This is a genomic window from Endomicrobium proavitum, from assembly GCF_001027545.1.
GTDB classification, from domain to species: Bacteria; Elusimicrobiota; Endomicrobiia; order Endomicrobiales; family Endomicrobiaceae; genus Endomicrobium; species Endomicrobium proavitum.
This window is the reverse complement of record NZ_CP009498.1, coordinates 485,196-509,586: the sequence shown is the minus strand read 5'-3', so window position 1 is coordinate 509,586 and position 24,391 is coordinate 485,196. Positions and strand designations below refer to the sequence as shown.

Annotated in this window: 24 protein-coding genes; all 24 read right to left on the bottom strand. The window is 38.5% G+C overall.

Annotation, left to right across the window (positions count from 1 at the left end; translation table 11 throughout):
• Positions 1 to 27 precede the first annotated feature (27 nt).
• Positions 28 to 825, bottom strand: a complete 798-nt coding sequence (locus Epro_RS02055; RefSeq protein ID WP_052570121.1) for an ABC transporter ATP-binding protein — start codon at positions 823 to 825, stop codon at positions 28 to 30.
• Positions 822 to 1,787, bottom strand: a complete 966-nt coding sequence (locus Epro_RS02050; protein ID WP_052570119.1) for a FecCD family ABC transporter permease — start codon at positions 1,785 to 1,787, stop codon at positions 822 to 824. The genes Epro_RS02055 and Epro_RS02050 overlap by 4 nt, the downstream gene beginning before the upstream one ends.
• Positions 1,777 to 2,613, bottom strand: a complete 837-nt coding sequence (locus tag Epro_RS02045; RefSeq protein ID WP_052570117.1) for an ABC transporter substrate-binding protein — start codon at positions 2,611 to 2,613, stop codon at positions 1,777 to 1,779. The genes Epro_RS02050 and Epro_RS02045 overlap by 11 nt, the downstream gene beginning before the upstream one ends.
• Before the next feature lie 337 nt (positions 2,614 to 2,950).
• Positions 2,951 to 3,466 (bottom strand): cob(I)yrinic acid a,c-diamide adenosyltransferase, encoded by a 516-nt coding sequence (locus tag Epro_RS02040; RefSeq protein WP_052570115.1) that lies wholly within the window; start codon positions 3,464 to 3,466, stop codon positions 2,951 to 2,953.
• Positions 3,467 to 3,764: 298 nt separating this feature from the next.
• The gene (locus Epro_RS02035) at positions 3,765 to 4,373 is read right to left on the bottom strand and encodes a rubredoxin-like domain-containing protein (RefSeq protein ID WP_052570113.1); all 609 of its coding nucleotides are present in this window, start codon (positions 4,371 to 4,373) and stop codon (positions 3,765 to 3,767) included.
• A complete protein-coding gene (locus tag Epro_RS02030) occupies positions 4,370 to 4,651 on the bottom strand; it encodes a glutaredoxin family protein (protein ID WP_052570111.1) in 282 nt (93 codons plus the stop codon). Before Epro_RS02030 ends, Epro_RS02035 begins: the two co-directional genes overlap by 4 nt.
• 128 nt (positions 4,652 to 4,779) lie before the next feature.
• Complete coding sequence (gene radC, locus Epro_RS02025) at positions 4,780 to 5,469, bottom strand: RadC family protein (RefSeq protein WP_052570109.1); 690 nt, start codon at positions 5,467 to 5,469, stop codon at positions 4,780 to 4,782.
• An 86-nt stretch (positions 5,470 to 5,555) separates the two neighbouring features.
• Complete coding sequence (locus tag Epro_RS02020; RefSeq protein WP_052571560.1) at positions 5,556 to 5,966, bottom strand: peptide chain release factor family protein; 411 nt, start codon at positions 5,964 to 5,966, stop codon at positions 5,556 to 5,558.
• Between the two features lie 80 nt (positions 5,967 to 6,046).
• Entirely contained in the window at positions 6,047 to 6,886 is an 840-nt protein-coding gene (locus Epro_RS02015) for a carbohydrate ABC transporter permease (RefSeq protein ID WP_052570105.1), read from the bottom strand.
• 19 nt (positions 6,887 to 6,905) lie between these two features.
• Positions 6,906 to 7,796 carry a carbohydrate ABC transporter permease gene (locus tag Epro_RS02010; protein ID WP_052570103.1) on the bottom strand — a complete coding sequence of 297 codons (891 nt, stop codon included), beginning with the start codon at positions 7,794 to 7,796 and terminating at the stop codon, positions 6,906 to 6,908.
• Between the two features lies 1 nt (position 7,797).
• Positions 7,798 to 9,096: an ABC transporter substrate-binding protein gene (locus Epro_RS02005; RefSeq protein WP_052570101.1), complete on the bottom strand. Its 1,299-nt coding sequence runs from the start codon at positions 9,094 to 9,096 to the stop codon at positions 7,798 to 7,800.
• A gap of 87 nt (positions 9,097 to 9,183) precedes the next feature.
• Positions 9,184 to 10,620 carry an aminomethyl-transferring glycine dehydrogenase subunit GcvPB gene (gcvPB, locus tag Epro_RS02000; RefSeq protein WP_237754514.1) on the bottom strand — a complete coding sequence of 479 codons (1,437 nt, stop codon included), beginning with the start codon at positions 10,618 to 10,620 and terminating at the stop codon, positions 9,184 to 9,186.
• A gap of 57 nt (positions 10,621 to 10,677) precedes the next feature.
• The gene (locus tag Epro_RS01995) at positions 10,678 to 11,250 is read right to left on the bottom strand and encodes a hypothetical protein (protein WP_082121463.1); all 573 of its coding nucleotides are present in this window, start codon (positions 11,248 to 11,250) and stop codon (positions 10,678 to 10,680) included.
• Between the two features lie 19 nt (positions 11,251 to 11,269).
• Positions 11,270 to 12,601 carry an aminomethyl-transferring glycine dehydrogenase subunit GcvPA gene (gene gcvPA, locus Epro_RS01990; protein ID WP_052570097.1) on the bottom strand — a complete coding sequence of 444 codons (1,332 nt, stop codon included), beginning with the start codon at positions 12,599 to 12,601 and terminating at the stop codon, positions 11,270 to 11,272.
• Between the two features lie 71 nt (positions 12,602 to 12,672).
• Complete coding sequence (gcvH, locus tag Epro_RS01985; protein ID WP_052570095.1) at positions 12,673 to 13,047, bottom strand: glycine cleavage system protein GcvH; 375 nt, start codon at positions 13,045 to 13,047, stop codon at positions 12,673 to 12,675.
• Between the two features lie 23 nt (positions 13,048 to 13,070).
• Complete coding sequence (locus tag Epro_RS01980) at positions 13,071 to 14,234, bottom strand: S-ribosylhomocysteine lyase (RefSeq protein WP_052570093.1); 1,164 nt, start codon at positions 14,232 to 14,234, stop codon at positions 13,071 to 13,073.
• A gap of 24 nt (positions 14,235 to 14,258) precedes the next feature.
• Positions 14,259 to 15,428, bottom strand: coding sequence for a methionine adenosyltransferase (gene metK / locus Epro_RS01975; protein WP_052570091.1), 1,170 nt, complete (start codon positions 15,426 to 15,428; stop codon positions 14,259 to 14,261).
• Positions 15,429 to 15,448: 20 nt separating this feature from the next.
• Positions 15,449 to 16,465, bottom strand: a complete 1,017-nt coding sequence (locus tag Epro_RS01970; RefSeq protein ID WP_052570089.1) for a nucleotidyltransferase family protein — start codon at positions 16,463 to 16,465, stop codon at positions 15,449 to 15,451.
• Positions 16,462 to 17,400 (bottom strand): NAD-dependent epimerase/dehydratase family protein, encoded by a 939-nt coding sequence (locus Epro_RS01965; RefSeq protein WP_052570087.1) that lies wholly within the window; start codon positions 17,398 to 17,400, stop codon positions 16,462 to 16,464. Before Epro_RS01965 ends, Epro_RS01970 begins: the two co-directional genes overlap by 4 nt.
• On the bottom strand, positions 17,397 to 19,424 hold the full coding sequence (locus Epro_RS01960; protein ID WP_052570085.1) for an LTA synthase family protein: 2,028 nt from the start codon (positions 19,422 to 19,424) through the stop codon (positions 17,397 to 17,399). Before Epro_RS01960 ends, Epro_RS01965 begins: the two co-directional genes overlap by 4 nt.
• Positions 19,425 to 19,426: 2 nt before the next feature.
• Positions 19,427 to 20,515, bottom strand: a complete 1,089-nt coding sequence (gene recA / locus Epro_RS01955) for a recombinase RecA (protein ID WP_052570082.1) — start codon at positions 20,513 to 20,515, stop codon at positions 19,427 to 19,429.
• Between the two features lie 107 nt (positions 20,516 to 20,622).
• Positions 20,623 to 22,083: a DUF2779 domain-containing protein gene (locus Epro_RS01950; RefSeq protein ID WP_052570080.1), complete on the bottom strand. Its 1,461-nt coding sequence runs from the start codon at positions 22,081 to 22,083 to the stop codon at positions 20,623 to 20,625.
• Positions 22,080 to 22,934: a PHP domain-containing protein gene (locus tag Epro_RS01945; protein WP_052570078.1), complete on the bottom strand. Its 855-nt coding sequence runs from the start codon at positions 22,932 to 22,934 to the stop codon at positions 22,080 to 22,082. The genes Epro_RS01950 and Epro_RS01945 overlap by 4 nt, the downstream gene beginning before the upstream one ends.
• Before the next feature lie 87 nt (positions 22,935 to 23,021).
• Positions 23,022 to 24,326: a PhoH family protein gene (locus tag Epro_RS01940; protein WP_052570076.1), complete on the bottom strand. Its 1,305-nt coding sequence runs from the start codon at positions 24,324 to 24,326 to the stop codon at positions 23,022 to 23,024.
• Between the last annotated feature and the right edge of the window lie 65 nt (positions 24,327 to 24,391).

Here is a 24,391-nt window from a genome sequence, read left to right as displayed (position 1 = left end):
CTTTGCGCGAAGCGCAAAACACAATATTTACACTTTTAACTTTTCACTTTGTCGTTTCACTGGTATAACATACGGCTTTCCCGACATTGGGTTAGTTTTTACAACAACCCTTGTTTTATATACGCTTTCAATATCTTTGTAATTTAAAACTTCTTCCGGAGCGCCTGCATTACGAATTTTTCCGCCGTCCATAAGAATTATTTTGCTGCAAAACTCGCCGGCGGCATTTAAATCGTGTAACGTTGTAATAATTGTTTTATTGTGTTTCTCGTTTAAAACTCTTAATAATTCCAAAATATCGTTCTGGCTGCCTATGTCAAGATGCGAAGTGGGTTCGTCCAAAACTATAATATCCGTTTCCTGCGCCAGCGTTTGGGCTATTAGTACTTTTTGTTTTTCCCCGCCGGAAAGTTCATTGATATTTCTGTTCTCAAAAACTTTTATACCGGTAAATTCCAAAACATTGCCTACGGCTTCTAAATCTTTTTTTGACGGAATTTTAAATACATTCATATACGGATATCTTCCAAGCAGCACAAAATCTTTAACTGAAAACGGAAAAACAGTATCTATACTTTGCGGCATAAAAGCAACGGTTTTTGCAAACTCGGATTTTTTAACGGAATTTATATTTTTATTATTTATTTCTATAGCGCCTGAAGAAAGTTTAAGCAAATTACACAGAGTTTTAAGAAGCGTGCTTTTCCCCGCGCCGTTGCGCCCGATAATTCCGGCAAAAGAACCTTTTGGAATATTAAAACTTACATCCTTTAAAATAGGAGTGTGTTTTTGATAACCTGCAAAAATATTTTTTACATTTATCATAACGCCGTCCTGTTTGATTTAATAAATAAAAAAATAAAAAATATTCCGCCGATAATGCTTGTTACAACCCCAACGGGAATTATAACGGGCGCAAACAACATTCTTGCCAAACTGTCGCAAAGCGGCAAAAAAACTGCGCCTGCAAGCGCCGATACAGGTATAAGCAAAGCGTGATTTGAGCCGATAATTTTACGCATTATATGCGGCATCATAAGACCAACAAAACCTATTACTCCGCAAACCGATACGGCGCAAGCGGTTATAAGCGATGCGGTTAAGAAAATTATTTTAATTGTCTTTTGAGTATCAATACCAAGCGTTTCGGATTTATCGCCGCCCAAAGCAACGGCATTTATAATATTTCCGGATAAACATAAAATTGCAGTCCCTAAAATAATAACGATAAAAACAAAAGGAAGCAGCCGCTCGTCAAAGTTAGAGAAACTGCCCATAAGCCACATAAACGCATTTTGTATTTGCTGCGCCGACGACAAAACGTAAACAAGCATGACCGCGGAAGAAAAAATATAACTTATTATTACGCCGGATAAAATCATGGAATTTGAATTAAATCTTTTTCCGGAATTTAAAAAATACACTATTGATACGGAAAGCAAAGCGCCCGCAAAAGCGCAAAGAGGTATAAAAAACCAGCCTAAAAAAGTTAAACCAAAAACAAAACCGCATGAAGCGCCAAATGCCGCCCCGCCGGAAATTCCAAGAGTAAAAGGATCTGCCAAAGGATTTCTAAGTATTCCCTGAAAAACGCATCCGGAAGCCGCCAAAGCCGCCCCTGTAACTATTGCCATAAGAACTCTCGGCAAACGAATTTGCCGTATTATCAACAGAGTATCGGCGTCCGGATAAAAGAATGAAACGCCGCCAAACAGTGAAAACAAAAAAACCGCTATAAGAACGACCGTTAAAGAAATAAAAATACAGATATTTTTTTTATTTCGCACCAAATATCTCCGGATAAATTATTTTGGAAATTATTTCTACGCCTATAGCAAACGTTAAAGGCGTAGGCGTGAATATATCGTTAACGTCAAGCATAAAAACTTTATTGTTTTTTACCGCGTTTATATTTTTATATTTAAGCCAGTTTTTAGTTTCCTGCAAACTTATGTCGCCCATATTAACAAGAATTATTATGTCGGGATTCTTTTTTAGGACATCTTCTATATCTATTTGCGGATAACGCCTATTAATTTCTTTATAAACGTTAACCGTTTTTGTAAAACGGTTATAATCATTTACAAAACTTTGTTTGCCGGCGGAGTAAAGAGGTTTTGCCCCCACTTCCAAAAAAACAGTCTGCATATTTACTACCTCAATTTTATTATATATGCTCTCAACTGTTTTTTTCGAGTCGGCAATTATTTTTTTTGCGTTCTTTTCTCTGTTTACTTTTTTTGCCAAATCATAATAATGCGAACATATTTCAGAAAAATTTTCCGCGGTTTCCATTACATATACGTCTAAACCCATACGCGTAAGTTTTTCTACGGCAGCTTTATTGTTGCCTTCTTTAGTGGATATTATTAAATCGGCTTTAAGCAAAACAATCTTTTCCAAATCCGGCTCTAAAAGCGTTCCGATAATTTCTTTTTTTGATTTTCCTTGAGGACAGAAAATTGTTATACCTACAACTTCATTATCAAGACCAAGCTCATAAAGGCTTTGCGTAACAGACGGCGCAAGAGAAATTATGCGTTTATATTCTTTTGCTAAAACTGCGGTTGTTAATAATGATAAGAAGATGATAATTGAGATTATTTTTTTCATTTTATTAGTTTTATAAACTACGCAAGCGCTGCGCCCTGCACCCGCCTCACTTTTTGCAGACGATCAAAAAGTAAGCAAAAACTCTGCCGCCTGCAAGCATTCGTTACAAGTTTTTATCGCAATTGCCGAACTCGCACGATAACGACTTTAAGGTTTGTGCTCAAACATGCGGCAATTTTTAGTGCGATAAAAACTTTCCACTCATAAACCGCTTGAGGGCGGCAACGGCTAACGGATTAACAACAAAAACAACAACAAATCACACACTGCATTCGGAAGTAACAAATAGCACCTGTTCGTCAATTACACTTTTCACTTTCTCATATGAATTGTTGTTTTAAAACTCAATGCCGCGTTGCGCTTTAACGCCTTTGTTGTAAGGGTGTTTTATTTCTTTCATTTCTGTAACTAAATCTGCTATGGCTATAAGTTCTTGAGGGGCGCCTCTGCCTGTTACTATTACATTTGATTTTTCAGAAAGTTTTTTTATTAGGTCTATTGTGGCGTTTTTTTCCATAAACTTATCTCTTAAAGCTATATTGAATTCTTCTAAAACTACCAAATCATATTTCTTAGGTTCGTTTGAAAGTTCTGAAAGTTTATTGAAAGCGTCTTTGCATTTTTCTGAAGCTTCTTGCAAAGTTACATTTTCTATGCAGTAAGGATGTTCTTTCGCAAATGAGAAAAAATCCAAATTATCTAATTTGGTTAAAATTTTCTGCTCGCCGTAAAAACTTTCGCCTTTAAATAATTGTATAAGACAAACGGAAAAACCTTGTCCGAGAGCGCGGATAATTTGACCGATAGCAGCGGTTGTTTTGCCTTTACCTTCACCTGTGTTTACTATTAACATCCTTAACCTCCTGAATTGCCGCGGCGCAGAGCGCCTTGCAATGACGACAACTACCGCAACAGATCCTGAAACAAGGGGCAATGACCCAAGTTTGGGATGACAAGTACAAAAATAAAAAAAACTCCGCTTTCAATTGAAAGCGGAGTTTATAAATTCCTCTTTCCCACGAAAGTATTTTAACGATTATAGACCGGACTACGAAACAAAATTTCTTGTTTCTTACCGTTGCGGGGCAGTGTCCGAATTCGGCAACCAGCCGTTACGGAACTTCCTTTAACCGTTAATAAAAAATGTTTATTTAACTTTTTTTCTTAAAAAGAGCTTTTGCAGCGCCGCATTTGGGACATTTATCGGGAGGATTATCTCCGGTATGTTCATATCCGCAAAGACCGCATTCCCAAATAGTTTCTACAACGGGTTCTGTTTCTTTTTTTTCAAACAGCGTTTTTGCAGAACCGCATTTTGGGCATTTGTCCGGAGGATTGTCCCCTACGTATTCATACCCGCAAACTTTACATTTCCAAACTATTACAGAGGCTTTATTGCCGTCTTTATCAAGTAAAGCGTAATTTCTGTTTCTCGGGCGGCTTTCAGGTATAGGCGGATACGGAATTTTTGTTTCAAATATTTGCTTTGAAATATAAAGCCCGCAAAAACATGCGCCGTATTTTGCAACATCGCTTTCCATGTAAATGCATGGACAAATAATATCTTCATCTTTCCGATATTTCCCGCAAGACAATCTGCACGGGCACGATGTATAACCGTAACGATTTAAATTTGTAAAAAGTCCGTCAATAAGCGCATTCACGCGCTCTTGATCATAATTTAAAAAATAACTTTTTTCCTGCGCGTTTTTTCTTATAATTTCTGCAAGTTCTGCAGCAGAATTTATTGCAACGTTCATGCTAAAGCTTCTTTTATTTCTTCCGGTCTGTAGCCTACAATGACATTTGTTTTATTTATAACAAGAGTAGGAAAACCGCCTTGAGGATTTACCGCTTCAATATCTGCAACAACTTTATCCTGCTCGGCGCCTATAATAAGATCTACGTCAATATAATCGTATTTCACATTTAATTCATTCAAAAGAGCTTTGGTTTTTTTGCACCATGGACATGTACTTAAAGCATAAAGAAAAACAGAATTTTTCGCATTTGTCCCGTCAACGTGATGTATGGACATTTTATTCTCCTTTTACAGCTTTAACCGCATTTTCCGAGCATGTTTTTCTTTAAAAATTATACGCTTTTAAAAGTATTTTTGCAACCAAAAAAACTTTCGGTTATCCATAGTCCCTTGACCGAAAATATTTAAAGCAAGGCGTTTTCTTTAAAGCTGAAATAGCCGTTGTTGGAGATAATTATGTGGTCAAGCAAATTAATATCAATTGACTGCAGCGAAGCTTTTACCGCCGATGTTGCCGCAATGTCGGGCGCAGACGGCTTCAGCGACCCGCCGGGATGATTATGCGCTAAAATAACGGCGGCGGCATTTACTTTAAGAGCATACTGCGCAACTTTTCTTGGAATTACTACGGATTTATTTACCGTGCCGCTTTCTATTTCTTTACACTCAATAACTTTATTGCCCGAATTTAAAAATACAGCGTAAAGCTTTTCAACTTTTTCCCCGCCGAGAACCGTTTTCAAATAATCCGTTACGGCTTCGGGAGATGATAAAGATTTGCTTTCTTTTATATGCAGTGCGCAATAAATAACCGCAAATTGTTTTAGAAAAGAAATAAACGCCGCAGAGTGCGATGAGAGACCTTTAATTTTTATTAAATCGTTTGCATCGGCGTCAACAACCTGTTTTAGACTGCCGAATTTTTTTACCAGCTCTTTTGCAATAGGCTTAACATCTTTACGAGGCAAAACAAAGGTAAGCGCAAATTCCAAAATTTCATAATCGGCAAAAGCCGACAGCCCGAATTTTTCAAATTTTTCTTTAAGCCGTTGCCTGTGTCCTAAATAATGCGATTGGTTTTCATCAATATGCATTTTTGCATCCTTATACCATAAAAAAATGTAAGCGATATCGTGATGCAAGTTAACAATTTAATTACAAATTTTCACAACAACAAATTTTAAAAATCTACTTTGCTGCGGTTGGCTTTTTTATCGGAGTTGTATTTTTTATTTTCTAACATTTTTTCTTTTGCTTTTTTATTGCGACGCCGTTTTTGGCGGCGGATTTTTTCTATTTTTTTCTGCTTTTCGGAAAGTTCGCCTAAAACGGATTCTTCTATTTTCTCAATTAAAAGTTTTCTTGCAATAAAACGGTTTAGCCCCTGCAATCTTTCCCTGTGACACTTAACTTCCGTGCCTGTCGGGATATGTTTTAAATAGACCGCGGTTGAAACTTTATTAACGTTTTGTCCGCCTTTCCCGGGAGAACGTATAAATTTCTCTTCAATATCGGCTTCTTTAACGCCGAATTTTTCAAACTTTTTATAAAGCTCTTTATGTTTGGAATCGCTCACGCCGAAATTTATCATATAAAACATCCTAAATAAAACAAACTCATTAAAGCTTGCGCCGTAATGAGTTTGAAAATATAATTACACAACTTACAAAACTATCCTTTTAAAGCGCCGGCGGCAATACCCTTAACTATGTGCTTTTGCATCAACAAATACACTATAACAATAGGTATTGTAGCTATTGTAAGACCTGCCATAAGAAGAGGATAGTCTGTAATAAATGTGCCCTGAAAAACCATTAAACCTCTTTGTATGGGCATTTTTGCTTTATCCTGCAAAACAACAAGGGCAAGCAAAAATTCGTTCCAAATTGTGAGAGAGTTCATTATAACAAGAGTTGCAATAGCCGGTTTTGCAAGAGGAAGCGCTATGCGCCAGTATATGCCGAAACGCGAGCAGCCGTCTATTAACGCCGCTTCTTCAACTTCTTTTGGAAGTTCGTCAAAGAACCCCTTAAGCAAGAATATGCCGAAAGCCAAACCGTTGCTTATATAGCAAAGCAAAAGTCCTGTTCTGCTGTCTAAAAGCCCGAGACTTTTTAACAAAAGGTATAACGGAACAAAAACGCCCGGAATAGGAATTAAAAGAGTTGCGATAAGAACGTAGAAAAAAATGTTTTTGCCCGGGAACTCAAGTCTTGCAAAAGCGTAAGCCGCAAGAGAAGCTATAAGAATTATAAAAAATACTCCTACAATAGTATAAAAAACGCTGTTGAAAAAATACTGTCCGAAATCTGCTTTCACAAAAGCCGTAACGTAATTTCCCCAATTCCAAGTTTCCGGAAACAACGATATTTTCGTAAATATTTCAGTTTGGTCTTTTAGCGAAGAAGAAATCATCCAAAAAACCGGAAACACGCAGGTAATTGCCACAACTGCAAGAATTACATGCGTTAAACTGTCATAAATTGTTTTTTTAACTTTGTAAATATTCATTTTTCGCCTTATCCTGTGTTTATTTTTCGTTATAATTTAATTTTTTTGATGCGTATATCTGCGCAAACGATATAATAAGAAGCACAATGCCGAATATTACCGCCATAGCCGTAGAATAACCAAACTCGCCGTTATTCATATACTGGTAGATTTTTGTGATAGGCACATCGGTATGACCCGCAGGTCCGCCGTTTGTCATAGAATATATCAAGTCAAAAACCTGCATTGAACCCAAAATAGTAAGAATTGTAACGATTGTAAAAATAGGAATAAGCAAAGGAAACGTGATATTTTTAAACTGCTGCCACGCATCGGCGCCGTCAACTTCCGCAGCTTCGTAAAGTTCTACAGGAATTGTTTGAAGCCCGGCAAGAAGTATAATAAATCCGTAACCGAAACCTTTCCACATATGAACTACGGCAACTGAAAACAGCGCGGTTTTAATATTTCCAAGCCATGCGTAATCTGCAAAACCGGTAATGCCTATTACGGAAAGAAAATGATTTAAAATCCCAAAATTTCCGTCGTAAACAAACTTCCATATTAAACCTACAACAATACCCGACAGCACCGGAGGCAAAAAGAATATTGTTCTGTAAATGTTTTCGCCTTTAATATTTCGCGTTACAAGCAGCGCAAGTAAAAGCGCAAGACCGTTTTGAAGCGTAAGAGCAAGCGCAGTTATTATTCCGGCATTAGCCATAGAACTCCAAAACTGAGGATTATCAAATAATATGTGTTTGTATTGGGCAAGCCCCACAAACACCATATCTTTATCTATTCCGTTCCATTGAAATACGCTTAATTCAAACGTTCTCAATATAGGATATAAGCTAAAAACCGTAAATAAAAGAAGCGCCGGCAATATAAAAGTAAGGTTTTGCGCTTTTTCTTTTGCTGTTATTTTCATTTTATTTTGCTGCCTTTGTTTGTCTGACTTTTTCAGCTTGAACTTCTTTTGCCGCAGCTTCGGGAGTTCTCTCGCCGATTATTACAGATTGTAAATTAATATTTATGAAATTGATAACCTGCCACGGTTCTATTGAAGGAAGCGTGTCAAAAGTGTTAGCTATGTTTTCAGAGAAAACTTTAAGCGCCGGAGGCAAATCGTTTGCTACCTGCTGGTTTGAAGGAATGTTCAAAGTTTCCTTCGCCAAATATGCCTGCGGACCTTTTTGAGTCATCCATTTCAAAAATTCTATAGCTTTGTCTTTGTTTGGAGAAGAAGCGTTTACGTAAAGCGAAGAACCTTCTCCGCCGAATATCTTAAGAGGATATTTTGCTTCCGGCAAAGACGGCAATGACATAACGCCGTAGTTAAGTTTAGGGTTCATAGACTGATAAACGTTAACTCCCCACGAGCCGTTAAACGCCATTGCTGATTTTCCGGTTGCAAAGCTTCTTTCCGCATCTTTATTTATCATTGTAACTATTCCGGAAGCGAAAAGTTTGTTGTCTCTCATTTCCGCGAAAAGTTTAAATATTCTTACCCATCTTGCATCTGTGTAAGGAATTTTTCCGTCAAGAGTATCTATTATTCCCTGTTTGCCGAACAAATTCCACTGGTAAGACTGCGCAAACGCGCCGATTAACCAGCCTTCGCCAAAACCTGAAACAAAAGGCTGAATGCCGGCCGCTCTGAGTTTTTTCCCTGCATTTATAAATTCCGGCCATGTTTTAGGAGTGTTTTCAGGATCAAGACCTGCCTGCGTAAATAAGTCTTTGTTGTAGAAAATCATAAGTGAAGTTACGTCTAAAGGAATGGCATATATGCCGGGCTCCACGCCCCATTCATTGCCGGCTTCAAAAGAATTGTTTTCAATTGCTTTTTTAAAGAAAACGTTCTTCCAGCCGTCTTTGTTCATTGAGTCGTTTAAGTTTGCTATAAAACCTGCTTTTATATACGATGCAACTTCTTTTTTGTCGCCTATAGGGTTGAAAACGTCCGGTAAAAGATTTGCTGTTGCAGCTGCGGAAATTTTGTTTCTGTAAACGTCTGTGGGAGCGTAAGTTTCAAACAATACTTTAACGCCTGTTTCTTTAAAATACTGTTCTGCCAATGTTTCAAAAGCGGCCTGCCTGTCTGTCATCCAATGCCAAATTACTACATCGGCTTTGGCTTTTTTCTCTTTAGAACCGCAACCTGCAATTATACCTGCGGTAACAAACAAACACATCAATGCAGAAACTGCAACTTTAAACTTGGACATTACTCCCCCTTAAATTTAAACATTTGTTTTAATGCTATAATTTATTAATTCTAACAAAAAAAGCCGCAACAGTCAACGCAAAAACCGTTAATTGCCGACTGCTTTCAATATTGGTTTCCTTGCGGCTTCAACCTCATTGAGCCTTGCAACAGAGGTATTTACCGGCGCATCTTTTACTTTTTGAGAATCGCAAACAGACTCTTCCAAAATTATTTTGCTTAAAACTTCTATGAATTTATCTAAAGTTTCTTTAGATTCGGTTTCCGTAGGTTCTACCATTATTGCTTCTTCAACTATTAAGGGAAAATATATTGTGGGCGCGTAGTAGCCGTAATCTAAAAGTCTTTTGGCTACGTCTAACGTGTGCACGCCGTTTTGAAAAACTGATTTTGGCGACAAAACAAACTCGTGCATGCATCTGCCGCCCGCCGGAACGGAAATTTTATCTTTAAGTTTTGAAAGCATATAATTTGCGTTTAGCACCGCTTGCCCCGACGCATTTTTTAAGCCGTCGGCGCCGAGAGCTTTTATATACGCATAAGCTCTTAATATAATAGGGAAGTTGCCGAAAAAAGCTTTCATCTTGCCTATGCTTTTCGGTTTTTTATAGTTTAAAATATATTTGGAATTTTTAATTTCAATTTGCGGAACCGGTAAAAACGGCTCTAAAAACGCCTTAACGCCTACAGGCCCGGATCCGGGTCCGCCGCCGCCGTGAGGCGTTGAAAAAGTTTTATGAAGATTTATGTGCATAACGTCAAAGCCTAAATCCCCCGGTCTTGCGTAACCCATAACGGCATTTAAGTTTGCTCCGTCGTAATAAAGAAGACTGCCGTTTTCATGGGCAAGTTTTGAAATTTGCGCGATATTTTTTTCAAAAACGCCTAAAGTGTTTGGCACGGTAAGCATTATTGCCGCAACTTCAGACGTTAAAATTTCTTTTAATTTTTCAGGGTTTATGCTGCCGTCGGCTTCAGATTTTAACGGAATTATTTCAAAGCCGGCAAACGCCGCCGACGCCGGATTTGTTCCGTGAGCGGAATCGGGAACTATTATTTTTGTTCTTTTTTGTTTTACGGATTTAAAATATTTTGCAATTATAAGAAGCCCTGTAAACTCCCCGTGCGCTCCGGCGGCAGGCTGCAAAGTAAAACTGTCCATGCCGGAAATTTCGCACAAATCTTTTTGAAGGTTATACATTATTTCAAGCGCGCCCTGAAGAGTTTCCTCGGGCTGCAGCGGGTGAAGCCCATTAAAGCCATCAAACTTTGCAATTCGCTCGTTAACAAGCGGATTATATTTCATTGTGCAGGAGCCCAAAGGATAAAAAACCGTGCTTAACGCATAATTTTGCCTTGAGAGGTTTGTGAAATGTCTTTGCAAATCGTTTTCCGGAATGTTTACAAGCCCCGGAGAAGATTTTCTTTTAAGGTTTTCGGGGATAACGCAGTCGCTTTCAACGTCGCAAGCAACGTTATAAGCCGCGGCGCTTTCCGACGAAAGTTCGTTCAAAAGTTTTTCCATTATCTTAATTTCCTAAAAAGCCGGCGCGCTTTAAAACGCGCCGGCATAAATTAATAATTAGCTCTTTTTTGTATTGTTTGCTATAGAAGTCAACGCTCTAAACTGTTCGGCAAAAAATCTTGATACGGCTATTATAAGGAATCCAAAAATAGGAAACAAGATTATGCCGAAAACTCCCGTGTTGGCAAAAGAGGTAAAACCCAATGAGGCCACTATGTTTCTTCCGCCGAATATAACTACTATCAACGAAATAATAGCGCCTGCAACGCCTATATAAGTTCCCAACCATTCGCCTGTAGTTTTGATAAGGTGCGAAACGACGGGCGTAATTATAAACTCGTCTTTATTGCTGCTTGCGTATTCGGCAACTTTGTCTTTTCTGTCCCACCAAAGCAAAAAGCTGTAAGCGCCCAAAGCGGCAATGATAACCCAAAGAAGCAAAAACAACAAAATAAACTGAAACGGATTTCTAAAAACACCATAGTTTATTGCATTGACAAGCATAAGCAGCGGAAACAACGCGTTAACAATCGCAATCAATCCGTAAAGCCATGAAAACGGATTTTTCAAATTATGACCGTTTTCAATAAACAAATTATACTTCTTTACAAAATCTAAAGCTTTCTGCATTTTACTCCTCCTTGTTTTTTCACGCCTTAGCCAAAATTTCTACAAGATTATCTATTTCGGCTTTTGTTCTTTGTTCCGTTACGCAAAACAACAAATTTCCCGCAAAATTTTTATTATATTGAGCTAAATCAAGCGGTCCTAAAATTTTATTTTTTAAAAGAATTTTATTAATTTTTTTCACGTCTTTTACGGTTTCAATTACAAACTCATTGAAAAAAACCGCGCCGGCAAATTTTGCTTTAAAACCGTCTAAATTTTTAATTTTGTTAAACGCGTATCTTGCTTTGGAAATATTCGTTTCGGCAAGTTTTTTAAAATTCTCGTTTCCCCAGCCCGACATATAAACGCATGCCGCAAGCGCATTAAGAGAAGCGTTTGTGCAAATATTTGAAGTGGCTTTTTCCCTTCTTATATGCTGCTCTCTGGACTGCAATGTTAAAACAAAACCTCTTTTGCCGTTTTTATCTACGGTTTGCCCGACAATTCTTCCGGGCATTTTCCATTCTAAACCTTTACGCACGGACATGAACCCAAAAGTTGCGCCGCCCGCGCTTTGAGGTATGCCCAAAGGCTGACCTTCGCCAACGGCAATATCTGCGCCGTATTCCGACGGAGACTGAAAAACGGCAAGAGATAACGGATTTACAACCGCAATAAACAACGCGTTTTTATTTTTTGCCAGCGCCGACAAAGCGCTCATGTTTTCAACAACGCCCAAATAATTCGGAGATTGTATTATTACCGCAGCGGTATTTTCGTCTATAGCGGCGTCTATTGCAGAACTTTCAACCGCGCCGGAAGCGGAAGTGTCTATTAAAATTATATTTGCGGCTGAATTTTCAAGGTAAGTTTTAACGGTTTGTATGTATTGAGGATTAAGCGCATTAGAAATTAAAATTTTCTTTTTGCCGCTTACTCTTAAAGCAAGAAGCGCGGCTTCGGCAACGGCAGTGGCGCCGTCGTAAAGAGACGCATTTGAAACGTCTAAACCGGTAAGAGCGCAGATAAAACTTTGATATTCAAAAATTGCCTGAAGAGTCCCTTGGCTTGCTTCCGCCTGATAAGGAGTGTATGCAGTCCAAAACTCGCTTCTTGAAGTTACTTCGCCGACAAGCGACGGTATATGATGATCGTAAATTCCCGCGCCTCTGAAAGAAACGAGAGTTTTATTTTTTTCCGAAAGATTTTTAAAAAGAGTCAAAAGTTCCTGCTCGGTTTTGCCGCCGGAAATGTCCAGCTGTTTTGCGCGCAGCTCCTGCGGGATTACGTTAAAAAGTTCTTCAACGCTTTTAACTCCGCAAGACTCAAGCATACTTTGCAAATCTTTTTTATTTTGCGAGGTGTATTCCATTTGATATCCGTTTTGTCATTTTCGAAATTCGTTATAGGGAATCCGCTTTTACTAAATATTGCTTTTAACAACTATATTGTTTTTTTATAATCTTCGGCGCTTAATAAGTTGGCAAGTTCCTCGGCGTCGGAAAATTCAACGGTGAAAAGATAGCCTTTTTCATACGGAGAATTATTTATAAGCTCCGGAGCGCCGCTAAGGTCTTCGTTTACTTCGGCAATTTTTCCGCTGACGGGCGTGTAAATATCAAAAGCTGATTTTACGGATTCAACAACCGCCGCCGGCTGATTTTTTTTAACGGTTCTTCCTATTTCAGGAAGTTCAACATGAACAACGTCGGTAATTTCGTGCTGCGCAAAATCTGTTATGCCTACTTTTGCTTTATTTCCTTCAACTTTTACCCACTCGTGTGTTTTTGTGTACTTAAGATCCGCAGGAATGTTCATTGTCCGCCTCTTTAATTATATTTTTAATATGCAGGGTATTTAAATTTTTTGCCTTTTATTTTTTTGAGGTATTCTTTGCAATCTTTCTGAGCGGCTTCCAAACTGTGGCACGCCGCGTTGCCGCATTCTATTTCTTTTGTTCCGTCGACTTCTTTGGCTGACGCTATGCTTTCAAGAGCGGTTTCAATAATTCTTTTTGCTTCGTCGTAATCCGCGTTTTTCAAAAGAAGATAAAAGCCGGTTCTGCAGCCCATTGGTCCGAAATAGATAATTTTGTCTTTATCTTTTCCGTTTCTTAAAGCCGTGGCCACCAAATGCTCGGCGCTGTGCATAGACTCTAAACTTAAATAATCGCCTTTGTTTGGTTTTGTAAATCTTAAATCGTAAGTGTAAATATCGTCGTCAACGCGCGAAGTGTAAAAACCTTCTTCAAGTTTGTTGTGGTTTATATTAAACGACGCTATTGTTCTTGTAACTTTATCTTCAAGAATTAATTTTAACACGTCTATATAATTTTTTGTAACCGTATCTTTTGACTCTTTAAAATCTTTCAGGGAATCTTGCGAAGAAACAACATCTGAAACGGCTTTAATAATTATAACGGGAATACCGTGTTTGCCTGCGGTTAAAATAACGCCCGCGGCTTCCATTTCGCAAATATCCGCGGAAAAATCTTGAACTATTTGTTTTTGTATTTTTATGTCGGAAATAAACTTGTCGCCGCTGGCGCAGCGAACCAATTTTATTTTATCTTCGTATATTTTTTGCAGCGAGTCAAAATATGAAATGTCTGCGCTTAAAAATTGGCTTTCCGCTCCGGGATACTGCCCTTTTTGAACATTATCTATTCCGGTAACGTCAAAATCGTAATGAACAACGTCTTTGACCATTAAAATGTCGCCGACTTTATAGCCGTCGTGCAAACTTCCGCAAAGACCTACGTTAATAATAGAGTCTAAATTTTGTTTTCCGCCGAGCAGTGCAATTAAACTTTCCGCGGCGCTTGCCGAAGAAAGTTCGCCTATTCCGCTTTTTACGGCGATAGCGGAATCATTATAAAAAAAAGTTCTGTCTAAAAATTTAAAAGTTTGATACGGCTTTAGTATATCCAAAACCGGAGACAATTCCGCGTCCATAGCAACTACAATGCCTTTAAGTTTTTTATCCGTAAACAGTTTTTGTATCAAAGCGTTCTCCCGTATATAGAGACGTTAAATTTTGACGTATTTTTTAAGTTCTGCAACTTTATTGACTTTTTCCCACGTAAATTCTTTTTCGCTGCGCCCGAAATGTCCGTATGCCGCAGTTTGCGCAAATATCGGCTTGCGAAGCTGTAAATAGTCCGTAATGCCTTTAGGCGTAAGCGGAAATACTTTTCTCACGATTGGTTCCAAAACGGTGCCGGACACTTTGCCGCTGTGGTGAGTGTCAACCATAACGGATACCGGTTCGGCAACGCCGATTGCGTAAGCAAGTTGGATAGTGCATTTTTCGGCAAACCCGGCGGCAACTATATTTTTTGCTATATGTCTTGCCATGTAAGACGCGCTTCTGTCAACTTTAGTGGAATCTTTTCCGGAGAATGCTCCGCCGCCGTGGGCAGCCATACCGCCGTAAGTGTCCACAATAATTTTTCTGCCGGTAAGCCCCGTATCGCCCTGCGGTCCGCCGATAACAAATTTTCCGGTAGGATTAATGTAGATTTTAGTTTCTTTATCTATATATTTTCCCAATACCGGTTTTATTATTTTTTCAAATATTTCTTTTTTGGATTTTTCGGTAATGCGGTTTCCTGTTTTGTCCAAAATATCTTCCGTATGCTGCGTTGAAAGAACAACAGCGTCTATTCTTTTGGGTTTCCAATCTACATATTCCACAGTAACCTGCGTTTTTCCGTCAGGACCTAAATACGGAAGAATGTTTTTCTTGCGGACTTCAGTGAGTTTTCTTGCAAGTTTATGCGCTAAAATTACAGGAAGAGGCATAAGCTCCGGAGTTTCTTTGCAGGCAAAACCTATCATAAGACCCTGATCGCCGGCTCCGCCGATATCTACGCCTTGCGCAATATCGGGAGACTGGGCGTTGATAATATCGGCAATGGCGCAATGTCTGTAGTCAAAGCCGAATTCAGGTCTGTCGTAACCTATGTTTTTTATGGCGTTTCTTATAACTTTTTTTGTATTAATTTTTGCGGAAGTTGTAATTTCACCGCCAACCACAAGAAGTCCGGGAGAAACAAAAGTTTCGCATGCTACCCTTGCTTTAGAATCTTGTTTTAAAATTGCGTCTAAAATAGAATCGGAAACGATATCGCAAACTTTATCAGGGTGTCCTTCGGTAACAGATTCCGATGTAAAAAAGTAACCGTTTTTTATAGCCATTGCTTTCTCCCGTATTTAATTTACCCCATTAAAATAGAATCAAATAAATTTATATTGTCAGGTATAACGGAATTATACCCCGCTACAGTATTGTCAATTTTTGAATTTTTGCCGACTACGGAGCCGCTCCAAACTATAGATTTCCCTATAATTGCACTTTTACCGACAACAACATTATCAAGCAACACAGAATATGGGTTTAAAACCGCGTTTTTACCGACAGTTACATTGTTGCCTATAAAGCACGGTCTGCTAATTTTTGCGGATTTGTCTATTTTAGCATTTTTTGCAATAAAACCGCTACGCTTTTTCTCTCCGGAAATATTGATTGCAACTTTCCCGTCTAAAGCGTCAAAAACGCCTTTTTTATACTCAAAAATATTTCCGATATCCGTCCAATACTCGTTCATTACAAAACCAAAAACATTTTTTTTATTTTTCAACAAAAGCGGAAATAAATCCGATCCGAAATCAAAAAATTTATTTTTTGGAATAAAATCAAAAATTTCCGGCTCGCAAACATAAATTCCCGTATTTACGGTGTTTGCAAAAACGTCTTTCCAAAACGGTTTTTCAACAAAAGATTTTACTTTACCGTCTTTACCGGTTAATGTAATGCCGTAATCAAATCTTGCGTCTATTTTTTTAAGGGCTATGGTAACAAGCGCTTTTTTCTTTTTGTGGAAATTTAAAATATTTTTTAGATTAACATCGCTTAATCCGTCGCCGGACATAACGACAAAAGTATCGTCAAAAAAATCCGCGTTTTTGCGCACGGCGCCTGCGGTGCCAAGAAGCTTTTGCTCGCGAGAATAATTCAAATTAACGCAGGTGTTGGCGTTTGCAAAATACCGGGTTATATTTTCAGCTTTATGAAACAGATTTACGCAGATGTCCGTAAAACCGTATTTTTTAAGGTTTTCAAAAGTGTGGCATAAAGCGGGCTTGCCTAAAATAGGCACCATTGGTTTTGGTATTTCCGAAGTTAACGGACGCAGTCTTGCGCCTACGCCTGCCGCCAAAACAAAAGCTTTCATTTGTTCTCCGCGTTAATTTTTTTAAAATATTTCAAGGTTTCTTTTATTCCGTCTTTAATATTTACTTTAGGCTGCCAGCCAAGCTCTTTTTTTGCTTTGGAAATATTTAAAAAACTTTTAAAAAGCTCGCCGTCTCTTGCGGGCTTATAGACGGGGCTTTGTGTATAATTTAGCGATGATTTAGACATAACTTTCGCTAAATCGTTTACGGAAGTTGTTTTTTGCGTGCCTATATTTATTGTTTGGTTATCGCCTTTTGTAAGAGCTTTAATGTTTGCATTTACAACATCCAAAACAAAAACGTAATCTCTTAACTGTTTGCCGTCTCCATAAACAAAAACAGGCTCGTTTGCAAGAATTTTTCCCGCAAAAATAGCCACTACGCCGGCTTCGCCTTTAGGATCTTGGCGAGGTCCGTAAACGTTTGAATATCTTAATATAGTGTATTTTAAATTATGAATTGCGGAGAAAAATTTTATGTAGTTTTCAACGGAGTATTTCGCAATACCATACGGCGACAACGGGTTTGGAAATGATTTTTCATCAGGAGCTTTTGAGGCGCACTCTCCGTAAATGGTTCCGCCGGAAGAAGCAAAAATTACTTTTTTAACTTTATTTTTAACGCATGCGTCAAGAACGTTTAAAGAGCCTAAAATATTTATACCTGCATCGTATCTTGGATCTTCAACGGATTTGCGTACGTCTATCTGCGCCGCAAGATGTATAACAACATCCGCCGCTTCTTTTCTGAATATGTCGTCAACTGCTTTTTTATCGGTTATATCGCTCCAATAAAATTTTGCCTTAAGATTTATATTTACTTTTTTTCCGGAAGACAGATTATCAAAAATTACCACTTTATGTTTAGCGCCAATTAAAGCGTCGGCTATGTTAGAACCTATAAACCCGGCGCCGCCGGTTATCAAAATTTTCACTTTTCCCCCGTATGTTTAATTATATAATCGGCAACCGCTATTTGAGCGTTGGCATATTTTACTAAACGCTTATGCCCGCTGCGCTGCGCAGAAAATTCAACTTCTCCGCGCGTTTTGTCGCTCCAAATAAAACAGCCCAAAGCGCCGTTATTTGCAAAAAAATATCGGACAATATAATTTTTATCCGCCAAAAAATTGTTTCCCGGACTATATATAATATTATTTTCCGCATCTTTTGAGAAAATATTTTTACCCATAACTTTAACATTAACATTTGAAAGCGACAACGAATACAAAGTAGGTAAAATGTCCAAGTAAGAAGCAAAAACATTCACATCGGCGTTTTTAGGTTTTAATTGCTCAGGCGCATAAAGATAAAAAGGCACTCTTACCTGATTAAAAAAATCTTTATCTAAATAAGAGTAAATATTTTTAAAGTTATGGTCTCCCACAACGGCTATTATGGTATTTTGCGCGTATTTTGAATTTTTAAACTTCGTTAAAAAACGCCCGAGCATTTCGTTTGCATATCTGTAAGATTGAAATCTTTTTAATGCAAGATCTCTGCCTATAATTCTTTCGTCAAGCTCTTTGGGAATATTTAAATTTACAAGCGTATAATTATCCGGCAAAGAATACGGCGGATGATTGGTAGTAGTTAAGGCATAAATAAATTTTTGATTTTGCCCGTTGTCTAAAATTTTATAAAGCTTATCAAAAAGATATTCGTCGTAAACGCCCCACTCGTTTGAAGAATAAGAAGCGTCCATTCCCGCTGCGCCTATTACTTTATCAAAGCTGGAGTTAGCCATGTAATTTCCTATATTTCTCCAGCCCGTGTTGCCGCCGTATAAAAAAACCGTTTGATAACCTTTTTGTTTATACGGCTTATGCCCGTCGGAATCGTAATGAACATACTGATACTTGCTTTGAAACCTGCTTAATCCTAAAGGTCTTATAGCAACGTTTGTTATTATGCCTTCAACGCTTTCCTGCGTAGAATGCCACGCCGGAACATAATTATAGAAAACCAAATCGCTGTCAAAATGTTTTTTAAGCTCTCCTAAAACGTTAAACTCGGGAGAATTATATTGAAGCAAATCCGAGCCGAAACTTTCCATAACTATAATTATAACGTTAGGCTTTATTTTCTCTATTTTATCGTTTACGCCATACTTTACATTCAAAGAACTTTCCGGATTTGTCTGCGGAATATTTTTTATATCCGTCTCGAGATAATCCGCAAACGCTTGTCTTATATTGTTGGAGTATCCCGCAAGAGCTATATAATCCGGCTCGTTATTTTCACTGGTTTTAGAAGCCACTGCGTCCTGAAAAGTAAATACGCCGTTTATAGCGGTTTTATTTAAAAACACATTAGAGGACACCGCATAGTTTACTATTAAAGGATGCTCGGCAAAAGTCCCTCTTGCAACAATTAAAGTTAAAAATGCAAGAACAACCGGCAATGCGATTTTTGCCCAAATTTTTATTTTTAATTGTTTTTTAGAAACTTCAGTTTTCAACACAGCTTTGGAAATAAAATAAACGGCAACAAAAACAGCGGCAAACCCTAAAATAAGCAGCGGCACGTTGTAATTATGCCACATTGTAAGCAAAATTGCTTTTGTGTCATCTTCAAAAAGCCCGTAAATCATGCTGTTAAAATGATTTTGAAAATACGAATAAAATCCGAAATCGCACGCAAGAAAAACAAACAGCAAACCTGCAGCCGCCGTATAATAAATTTTTAATCCTGAAAAAAACTTTTTAAAATACTCGCGCTTTGACAAAATTAAAAACACTGTAAACGCAATAACAACAGGAATATTTAACAAAGCAAGCACACAGGCGTCAAGCCTTAACCCCATAACAAACGCTCTGAAAATATCTGCGCCCAAACCGGTAAAATCTATGCCTTTACCGTAATATAAAAAGAATGCAGTTCTAAACCCTGACATTACAAACAAAAATATAATGTTTAAAACTGCAATCTTTAATAATACTTTACTTATGTATTTCATGTTTATTTATCGGCTTTTTTACCTTTTACCGCTTTTTCTTTTGGAGCTTCCGCGGCAGATTCTTCTTTTACAGCTTCATTCGCAGATTCAACATCTGCGCCGCCAAAGGCTTTCGCGCGGATTTTTTCTTCAATTTCAGCCGCTATTTCAGGATGTTCGGTTAAATAAACTTTAACGTTATCTCTTCCCTGTCCGAGCCGTTCTCCCTTATAGCTGAAAAATGCGCCGGCTTTATCTATAATTGCGTCATTAACGCCTATATCTATAAGATAGCCCATTTTATCTATGCCGACGCCGAAAATTATTTCAAACTCCGCCTGTTTGAACGGAGCGGCAACTTTATTTTTTACAACTTTAACGCGGACTCTGTTTCCTAAAATTTCATCGCCCTTCTTAACGGATTCTATTCTTCTTATATCAAGCCTGACGGAAGAATAAAATTTAAGCGCAAGTCCGCCGGGCGTAGTTTCGGGATTTCCCCACATAACGCCGATTTTCTGCCTTAACTGATTTATAAAAACTATCGCAGTATTAGATTTTGAAATGTTTGAGGTAAGTTTTCTTAAAGCCTGACTCATAAGACGCGCCTGAAGACCCATAAAAGAGTCGCCCATTTCGCCTTCTATTTCAGCTTTAGGAACAAGCGCGGCAACGGAATCTACCACTATAATATCCACAGCCCCGGAACGTATAAGTTTATCGGCAATTTCAAGCGCCTGTTCGCCGGAATCGGGCTGGGATATAAGCAAATTGTCTATATCTGCGCCGAGTTTTTTTGCGTACTCGGGGTCCATGGCGTGTTCAGCGTCTATATATGCTGCAATTCCGCCGAGTTTTTGGGTTTCTGCAACCATGCACATTGCAAGCGTGCTTTTTCCGGAAGATTCAGGTCCGTAAATTTCAATTACTCTTCCGCGGGGTATTCCGCCGATGCCGATTGCTATATCAAGAGGTAACGCTCCCGTAGGTATAGCGTCCACTTTTTCTTTAGCGTGTTTTGCGCCCAGTCTCATTATAGCTTCTTTTCCAAAATCTTTTTCAATTTGGGAAAGAGCCAAATCCAAAGCTTTAAGTTTTTCGTCTTTTGCCATAACAGCCCCCTGTTTTTAACATTAATTAGTTTTCGCTTTTGTCAGGCTTGCAATATAGCATACATATGTATTGTTTGTCAAATGTTATGTTTGCTTATTATATAAAATTAGACGTTGCTCTGTATAGTAATATTGTGAAGAAACCGATGAATTTTTACCAGCGCCAGAGTGTCCTGAGCGCAATATTTTAAAAGGTTTGCTTTAGTTTGTTCAATTTTTTCTTTGTCGTAAAGCCCCATAGCCATAAACGCAAAAGCCGCCGACGCGTCGCCACCCTCGCCTATTTCAAGCTGCGCGTAGCTCATGTCGGCAATCATTACGGGCAAAACTTTTTTTATGGAAGATTTTCCGTGAAAGCGGATATCGTAATAATTTTTTCTTATTATAAGTTCAAAATCTACAATTCTTGCGGCAACGGCTTGTAATTTTTCGCATAAATCCGGAAACATTGCGGCAAGTCTTAAAATTGCCACATGCTCAAAATTTGCGTAAGTTATTATGGAGCCGCCGTCGCCAAGATACTCTATAAGTTTTTCGGCTATTTCTCTGCGGCAGTCTTTTGTGTGGTCTGCAATATACTCGTAATGCGCGCGGACTTCCCCCACAACTTCGCTTTTATGAATTGAAAACTGCGTTAAAAGCTGCGTGTGCGGAGCAACGTTTGGATACAAAGGCATTATTGTTGTAACTGATTCAAAATCAAGATAGTAAAACGGCGGCTTTATATTTTCAATTTCGGTTTTGAGATTTTCGGAAATATAAGTTGTGCCGGTTATAACGCAATTGCGCACAATGCGCTGCATATCGGTAAGTTCAAAATCTTCGGGAACTTTATCTATTGTGTCAATTCCTTTCAAAACAAGTTCTTCCATAGCGGGAATTGAAAGACGAGGCAAATCAAAAATAGAGTTTTTAACGCCTTTGCCCAAACATTCCTCAAAAACGGGGCAGTTTTTACACTGTCTTTTAAAAGAAGGCGCCGGCATAGTTTCGGATTCTATATCTTCAAAAATTTTAGGGGCGTATTCAAGATATCCGGGAACTCTTAACGCCACTCTTTGCGTGCAGTCAAGCGCCGTAAAAAGTTTGGAATCGTCCATGCCGAGATTATATTCGTGCGACAAATGCAGCAATGTGGAGTTGGCAACTTTAAGCCCGCTTTTTGCCAAAACCATGGCGCTAAAAGACATATCCTGAACGTATTTTACTTTATATTTGCTTCCCGATTTTACTTCGTAAAAATGCCAGCTGCCGTCGCTAAGACGTTCCAAAGCGTCAACGCGCACGGAAAAACCGTCGGCAACAAAAGAAGCTTCTACAATACTTTTAACGTTTTCGTCCGCAACAAGTTTTTTTGTGTATTCCACGGACTCCTGATGTTTGCCTGTTTTTGCGTTAACGGCGCCGGCAAACAAAACATGAGATTTCTCATGAACGTTATTTCCCTCAAGAATTAAAACTTCATTGTTAAGACCCGTAAGTTTCGGAAGTTTTCTGCGTTTGGAAAGCCAACCCAACGTAGGACAACTGAAGTAGTTTAAAAAAACCGTTTTGTTTATATAATTCATTTTACACTTTGTCTTTCCTTTGCTTTTTCTAAATTTTCAATAACCGAATACGGAACTTTCACTCTGCCGATTATCGGAGGCTCGTTTTTATACGGTCCGTGACAATCGGAACCGCCGGTGGCTATAAGACCGAGTTCCTGCGTAAGAGATAAAAATTTTTTCACGGCGCTTTCAGGATGTTTTATGTGCCAAGCTTCAAGACCGTCAAGACCGGATTTTATTAAAGCGTCAAGCATTGCTCTGTCGTTGTAATGCGCGTAATACGGGTGCGCCATAACCGCAACTCCGCCGACGCTTTTTATAAGTTTTACCGCATCGTTTGCGCTGATATGAAATTTGGGAACATAAGCCGGTTTGCCTTCGGCAAGATATCTTTGAAAGGCTTCCTGAATGCTTCCTACAAAGCCTTCTTCAATTAAAGCTTTTGCGAAATGAAGTCTGCCGACGGATTTTTTATTATTATCGGTAATAAAACTTTCGTTTTTTAAAACTATGCCGTTTTCTTTAAGCTTTTCTAAAATTTTATAAGCTCTTTCAAGGCGCGCTTTTTTGAAAACCTCAAGAGCCGCTCTGAAACTTTCGGATTTATAATTTATGTAGTAACCCAAAATATGCATTTCGCTTTTCGGCGAAGTATCCGCCTGAGAAGAAAGTTCTATTCCGGCAATTACCTCAAGATTTGTTCCCGCAGCAGCCGAAACGGCTTCTTCTATGCCTTCCACGCTGTCGTGGTCTGTAATGCTTATAGCCGCAAGCTTAAGTTTTTTAGCGCGTTCAACAACTTCCGCAGGAGTTAAAACCCCGTCGGAATAATGAGTATGAATATGCAAATCCACATAAAACTCTGACATTAAACCCGTTACCTTTTATTTATTATCCGTTATTTGCCGCTAAAATCCGTACCTATTACCTTTTACTTATTATTTATTATTTGCAGTTTAAAGCAGCTCCGAAGAAAGCGCCGCCAAATTGCTTCTTTCGCTCTTTGAGAAAGTTATATGCCCGAAAAGCGACTGTCCTTTAAATCTTTCAACAAGATACGTAAGCCCGTTTGAAGACGCGTCAAGATAGGGATTATCTATTTGATACGGGTCGCCGGTTAAAACTATTTTTGTTCCGCTTCCGGCGCGGGAAATAATAGTTTTTACTTCATGCGGCGTAAGATTTTGCGCGTCGTCAATAATAATGTATTGCTGCGGCAAAGAACGCCCTCTTATATAAGTTAAAGAATCTATTTCTATTTGTCCCGAACCGAACAAATAATCTATTTTCTCTTCTGTTTTTACGTCGGTGTGACCTTTGTCCATTAAAAATTCCAAATTGTCGTTTATTGCGCCCATCCACGCGCCGAGCTTTTCTTCTTTTGTTCCGGGAAGAAATCCGATATCTTTTCCCATGGGAATTATAGGGCGAGCAATATAGAGTTTTCTAAAAATTCTTTCTTCAACGGTTTTCTGCAAACCGCACGCCAAGGCAAGCAAAGTTTTTCCCGCGCCGGGAATTCCAACGAGCGTTACAAGGTTTATGTCGTCGCAAAGTAAAAGTTCTATTGCAAACTTTTGTTCAATGTTTAAAGGTTTAAGCCCCCACGGAAGAGAGTTTTGGTGAAAAATAGGCGCAAGCGCTTTTTTTGCCGCGGAATATTTTGTAAGCGCGCTTTTTGAAGAGCCGGCTTCGTCTTTTAAAGCGACAAACTCATTCGGATAAAAACTTCCGGGCAAGGCGACTTTTCCTTCTTTATAAAATTGGTCTATTACCGCCGCCGGCGCTTTCATTTCGCGCCAGCCCTGATAAAGTTCGTCTATTTTTACTTTTGATTTTTCATAATCCTGTGTGGGTATGTTTAAAATTTCGGCTTTAATTCTTAAGTTTATATCTTTAGTTATAAAAATTACTTTCTCGCCTTTTTTCTTCAAACTTACCGCTATTGAAAGAATTTGATTGTCGGATTTATGCCCCTGAAAATCGCCGGGAAGCGTAACGTTTTTTGGCGTCATTTCAATTTTAAGAATACCGTTGTCTTTAATGCTTACGCCTTTGGAAAGTTTGCCTATATTTCTTAAAGCGTCAAGACTTCTTGAAATAAGTCTTGCGCTTCTTCCTCTTTCATCGTTGAGCTTTTTAAACGTATCAAGCTCTTCAATTACCATCATAGGAATAACAACTTTATTATCTTTAAAAGAAAATATTGAATCCGGATCGTGCAGCAAAACGTTAGTGTCAAGAACAAAGGTTTTTTTCATCCAGCCTCCCTATATCGGTCAAATTTTGTATATTATAACAAAAAAACATATTGATTTCACAGACA

Bases quoted from the DNA above. Each gene is read 5' to 3' on its own strand.
- Epro_RS02040 (WP_052570115.1), bottom strand. From the start codon at position 3,466: ATGTTAATAGTAAACACAGGTGAAGGTAAAGGCAAAACAACCGCTGCT.
- Epro_RS01970 (WP_052570089.1), bottom strand. From the start codon at position 16,465: ATGAAAGCTTTTGTTTTGGCGGCAGGCGTAGGCGCAAGACTGCGTCCG.
- Epro_RS01960 (WP_052570085.1), bottom strand. From the start codon at position 19,424: ATGAAATACATAAGTAAAGTATTATTAAAGATTGCAGTTTTAAACATT.
- Epro_RS01995 (WP_082121463.1), bottom strand. From the start codon at position 11,250: ATGCAGAAAGCTTTAGATTTTGTAAAGAAGTATAATTTGTTTATTGAA.
- Epro_RS02020 (WP_052571560.1), bottom strand. From the start codon at position 5,966: ATGATAAATTTCGGCGTGAGCGATTCCAAACATAAAGAGCTTTATAAA.
- Epro_RS02005 (WP_052570101.1), bottom strand. From the start codon at position 9,096: ATGTCCAAGTTTAAAGTTGCAGTTTCTGCATTGATGTGTTTGTTTGTT.
- Epro_RS02010 (WP_052570103.1), bottom strand. From the start codon at position 7,796: ATGAAAATAACAGCAAAAGAAAAAGCGCAAAACCTTACTTTTATATTG.
- Epro_RS02030 (WP_052570111.1), bottom strand. From the start codon at position 4,651: ATGTCCATACATCACGTTGACGGGACAAATGCGAAAAATTCTGTTTTT.
- metK (WP_052570091.1), bottom strand. From the start codon at position 15,428: ATGGCTATAAAAAACGGTTACTTTTTTACATCGGAATCTGTTACCGAA.
- recA (WP_052570082.1), bottom strand. From the start codon at position 20,515: ATGGCAAAAGACGAAAAACTTAAAGCTTTGGATTTGGCTCTTTCCCAA.
- Epro_RS01945 (WP_052570078.1), bottom strand. From the start codon at position 22,934: ATGTCAGAGTTTTATGTGGATTTGCATATTCATACTCATTATTCCGAC.
- Epro_RS01950 (WP_052570080.1), bottom strand. From the start codon at position 22,083: ATGAATTATATAAACAAAACGGTTTTTTTAAACTACTTCAGTTGTCCT.
- Epro_RS02045 (WP_052570117.1), bottom strand. From the start codon at position 2,613: ATGAAAAAAATAATCTCAATTATCATCTTCTTATCATTATTAACAACC.
- Epro_RS01940 (WP_052570076.1), bottom strand. From the start codon at position 24,326: ATGAAAAAAACCTTTGTTCTTGACACTAACGTTTTGCTGCACGATCCG.
- Epro_RS02035 (WP_052570113.1), bottom strand. From the start codon at position 4,373: ATGAACGTTGCAATAAATTCTGCTGCAGAACTTGCAGAAATTATAAGA.
- gcvH (WP_052570095.1), bottom strand. From the start codon at position 13,047: ATGAACATTCCTGCGGATCTTAAGTACACAAAAACACACGAGTGGGTA.
- gcvPA (WP_052570097.1), bottom strand. From the start codon at position 12,601: ATGGAATACACCTCGCAAAATAAAAAAGATTTGCAAAGTATGCTTGAG.
- Epro_RS02055 (WP_052570121.1), bottom strand. From the start codon at position 825: ATGATAAATGTAAAAAATATTTTTGCAGGTTATCAAAAACACACTCCT.
- Epro_RS02015 (WP_052570105.1), bottom strand. From the start codon at position 6,886: ATGAATATTTACAAAGTTAAAAAAACAATTTATGACAGTTTAACGCAT.
- radC (WP_052570109.1), bottom strand. From the start codon at position 5,469: ATGCATATTGATGAAAACCAATCGCATTATTTAGGACACAGGCAACGG.
- gcvPB (WP_237754514.1), bottom strand. From the start codon at position 10,620: ATGGAAAAACTTTTGAACGAACTTTCGTCGGAAAGCGCCGCGGCTTAT.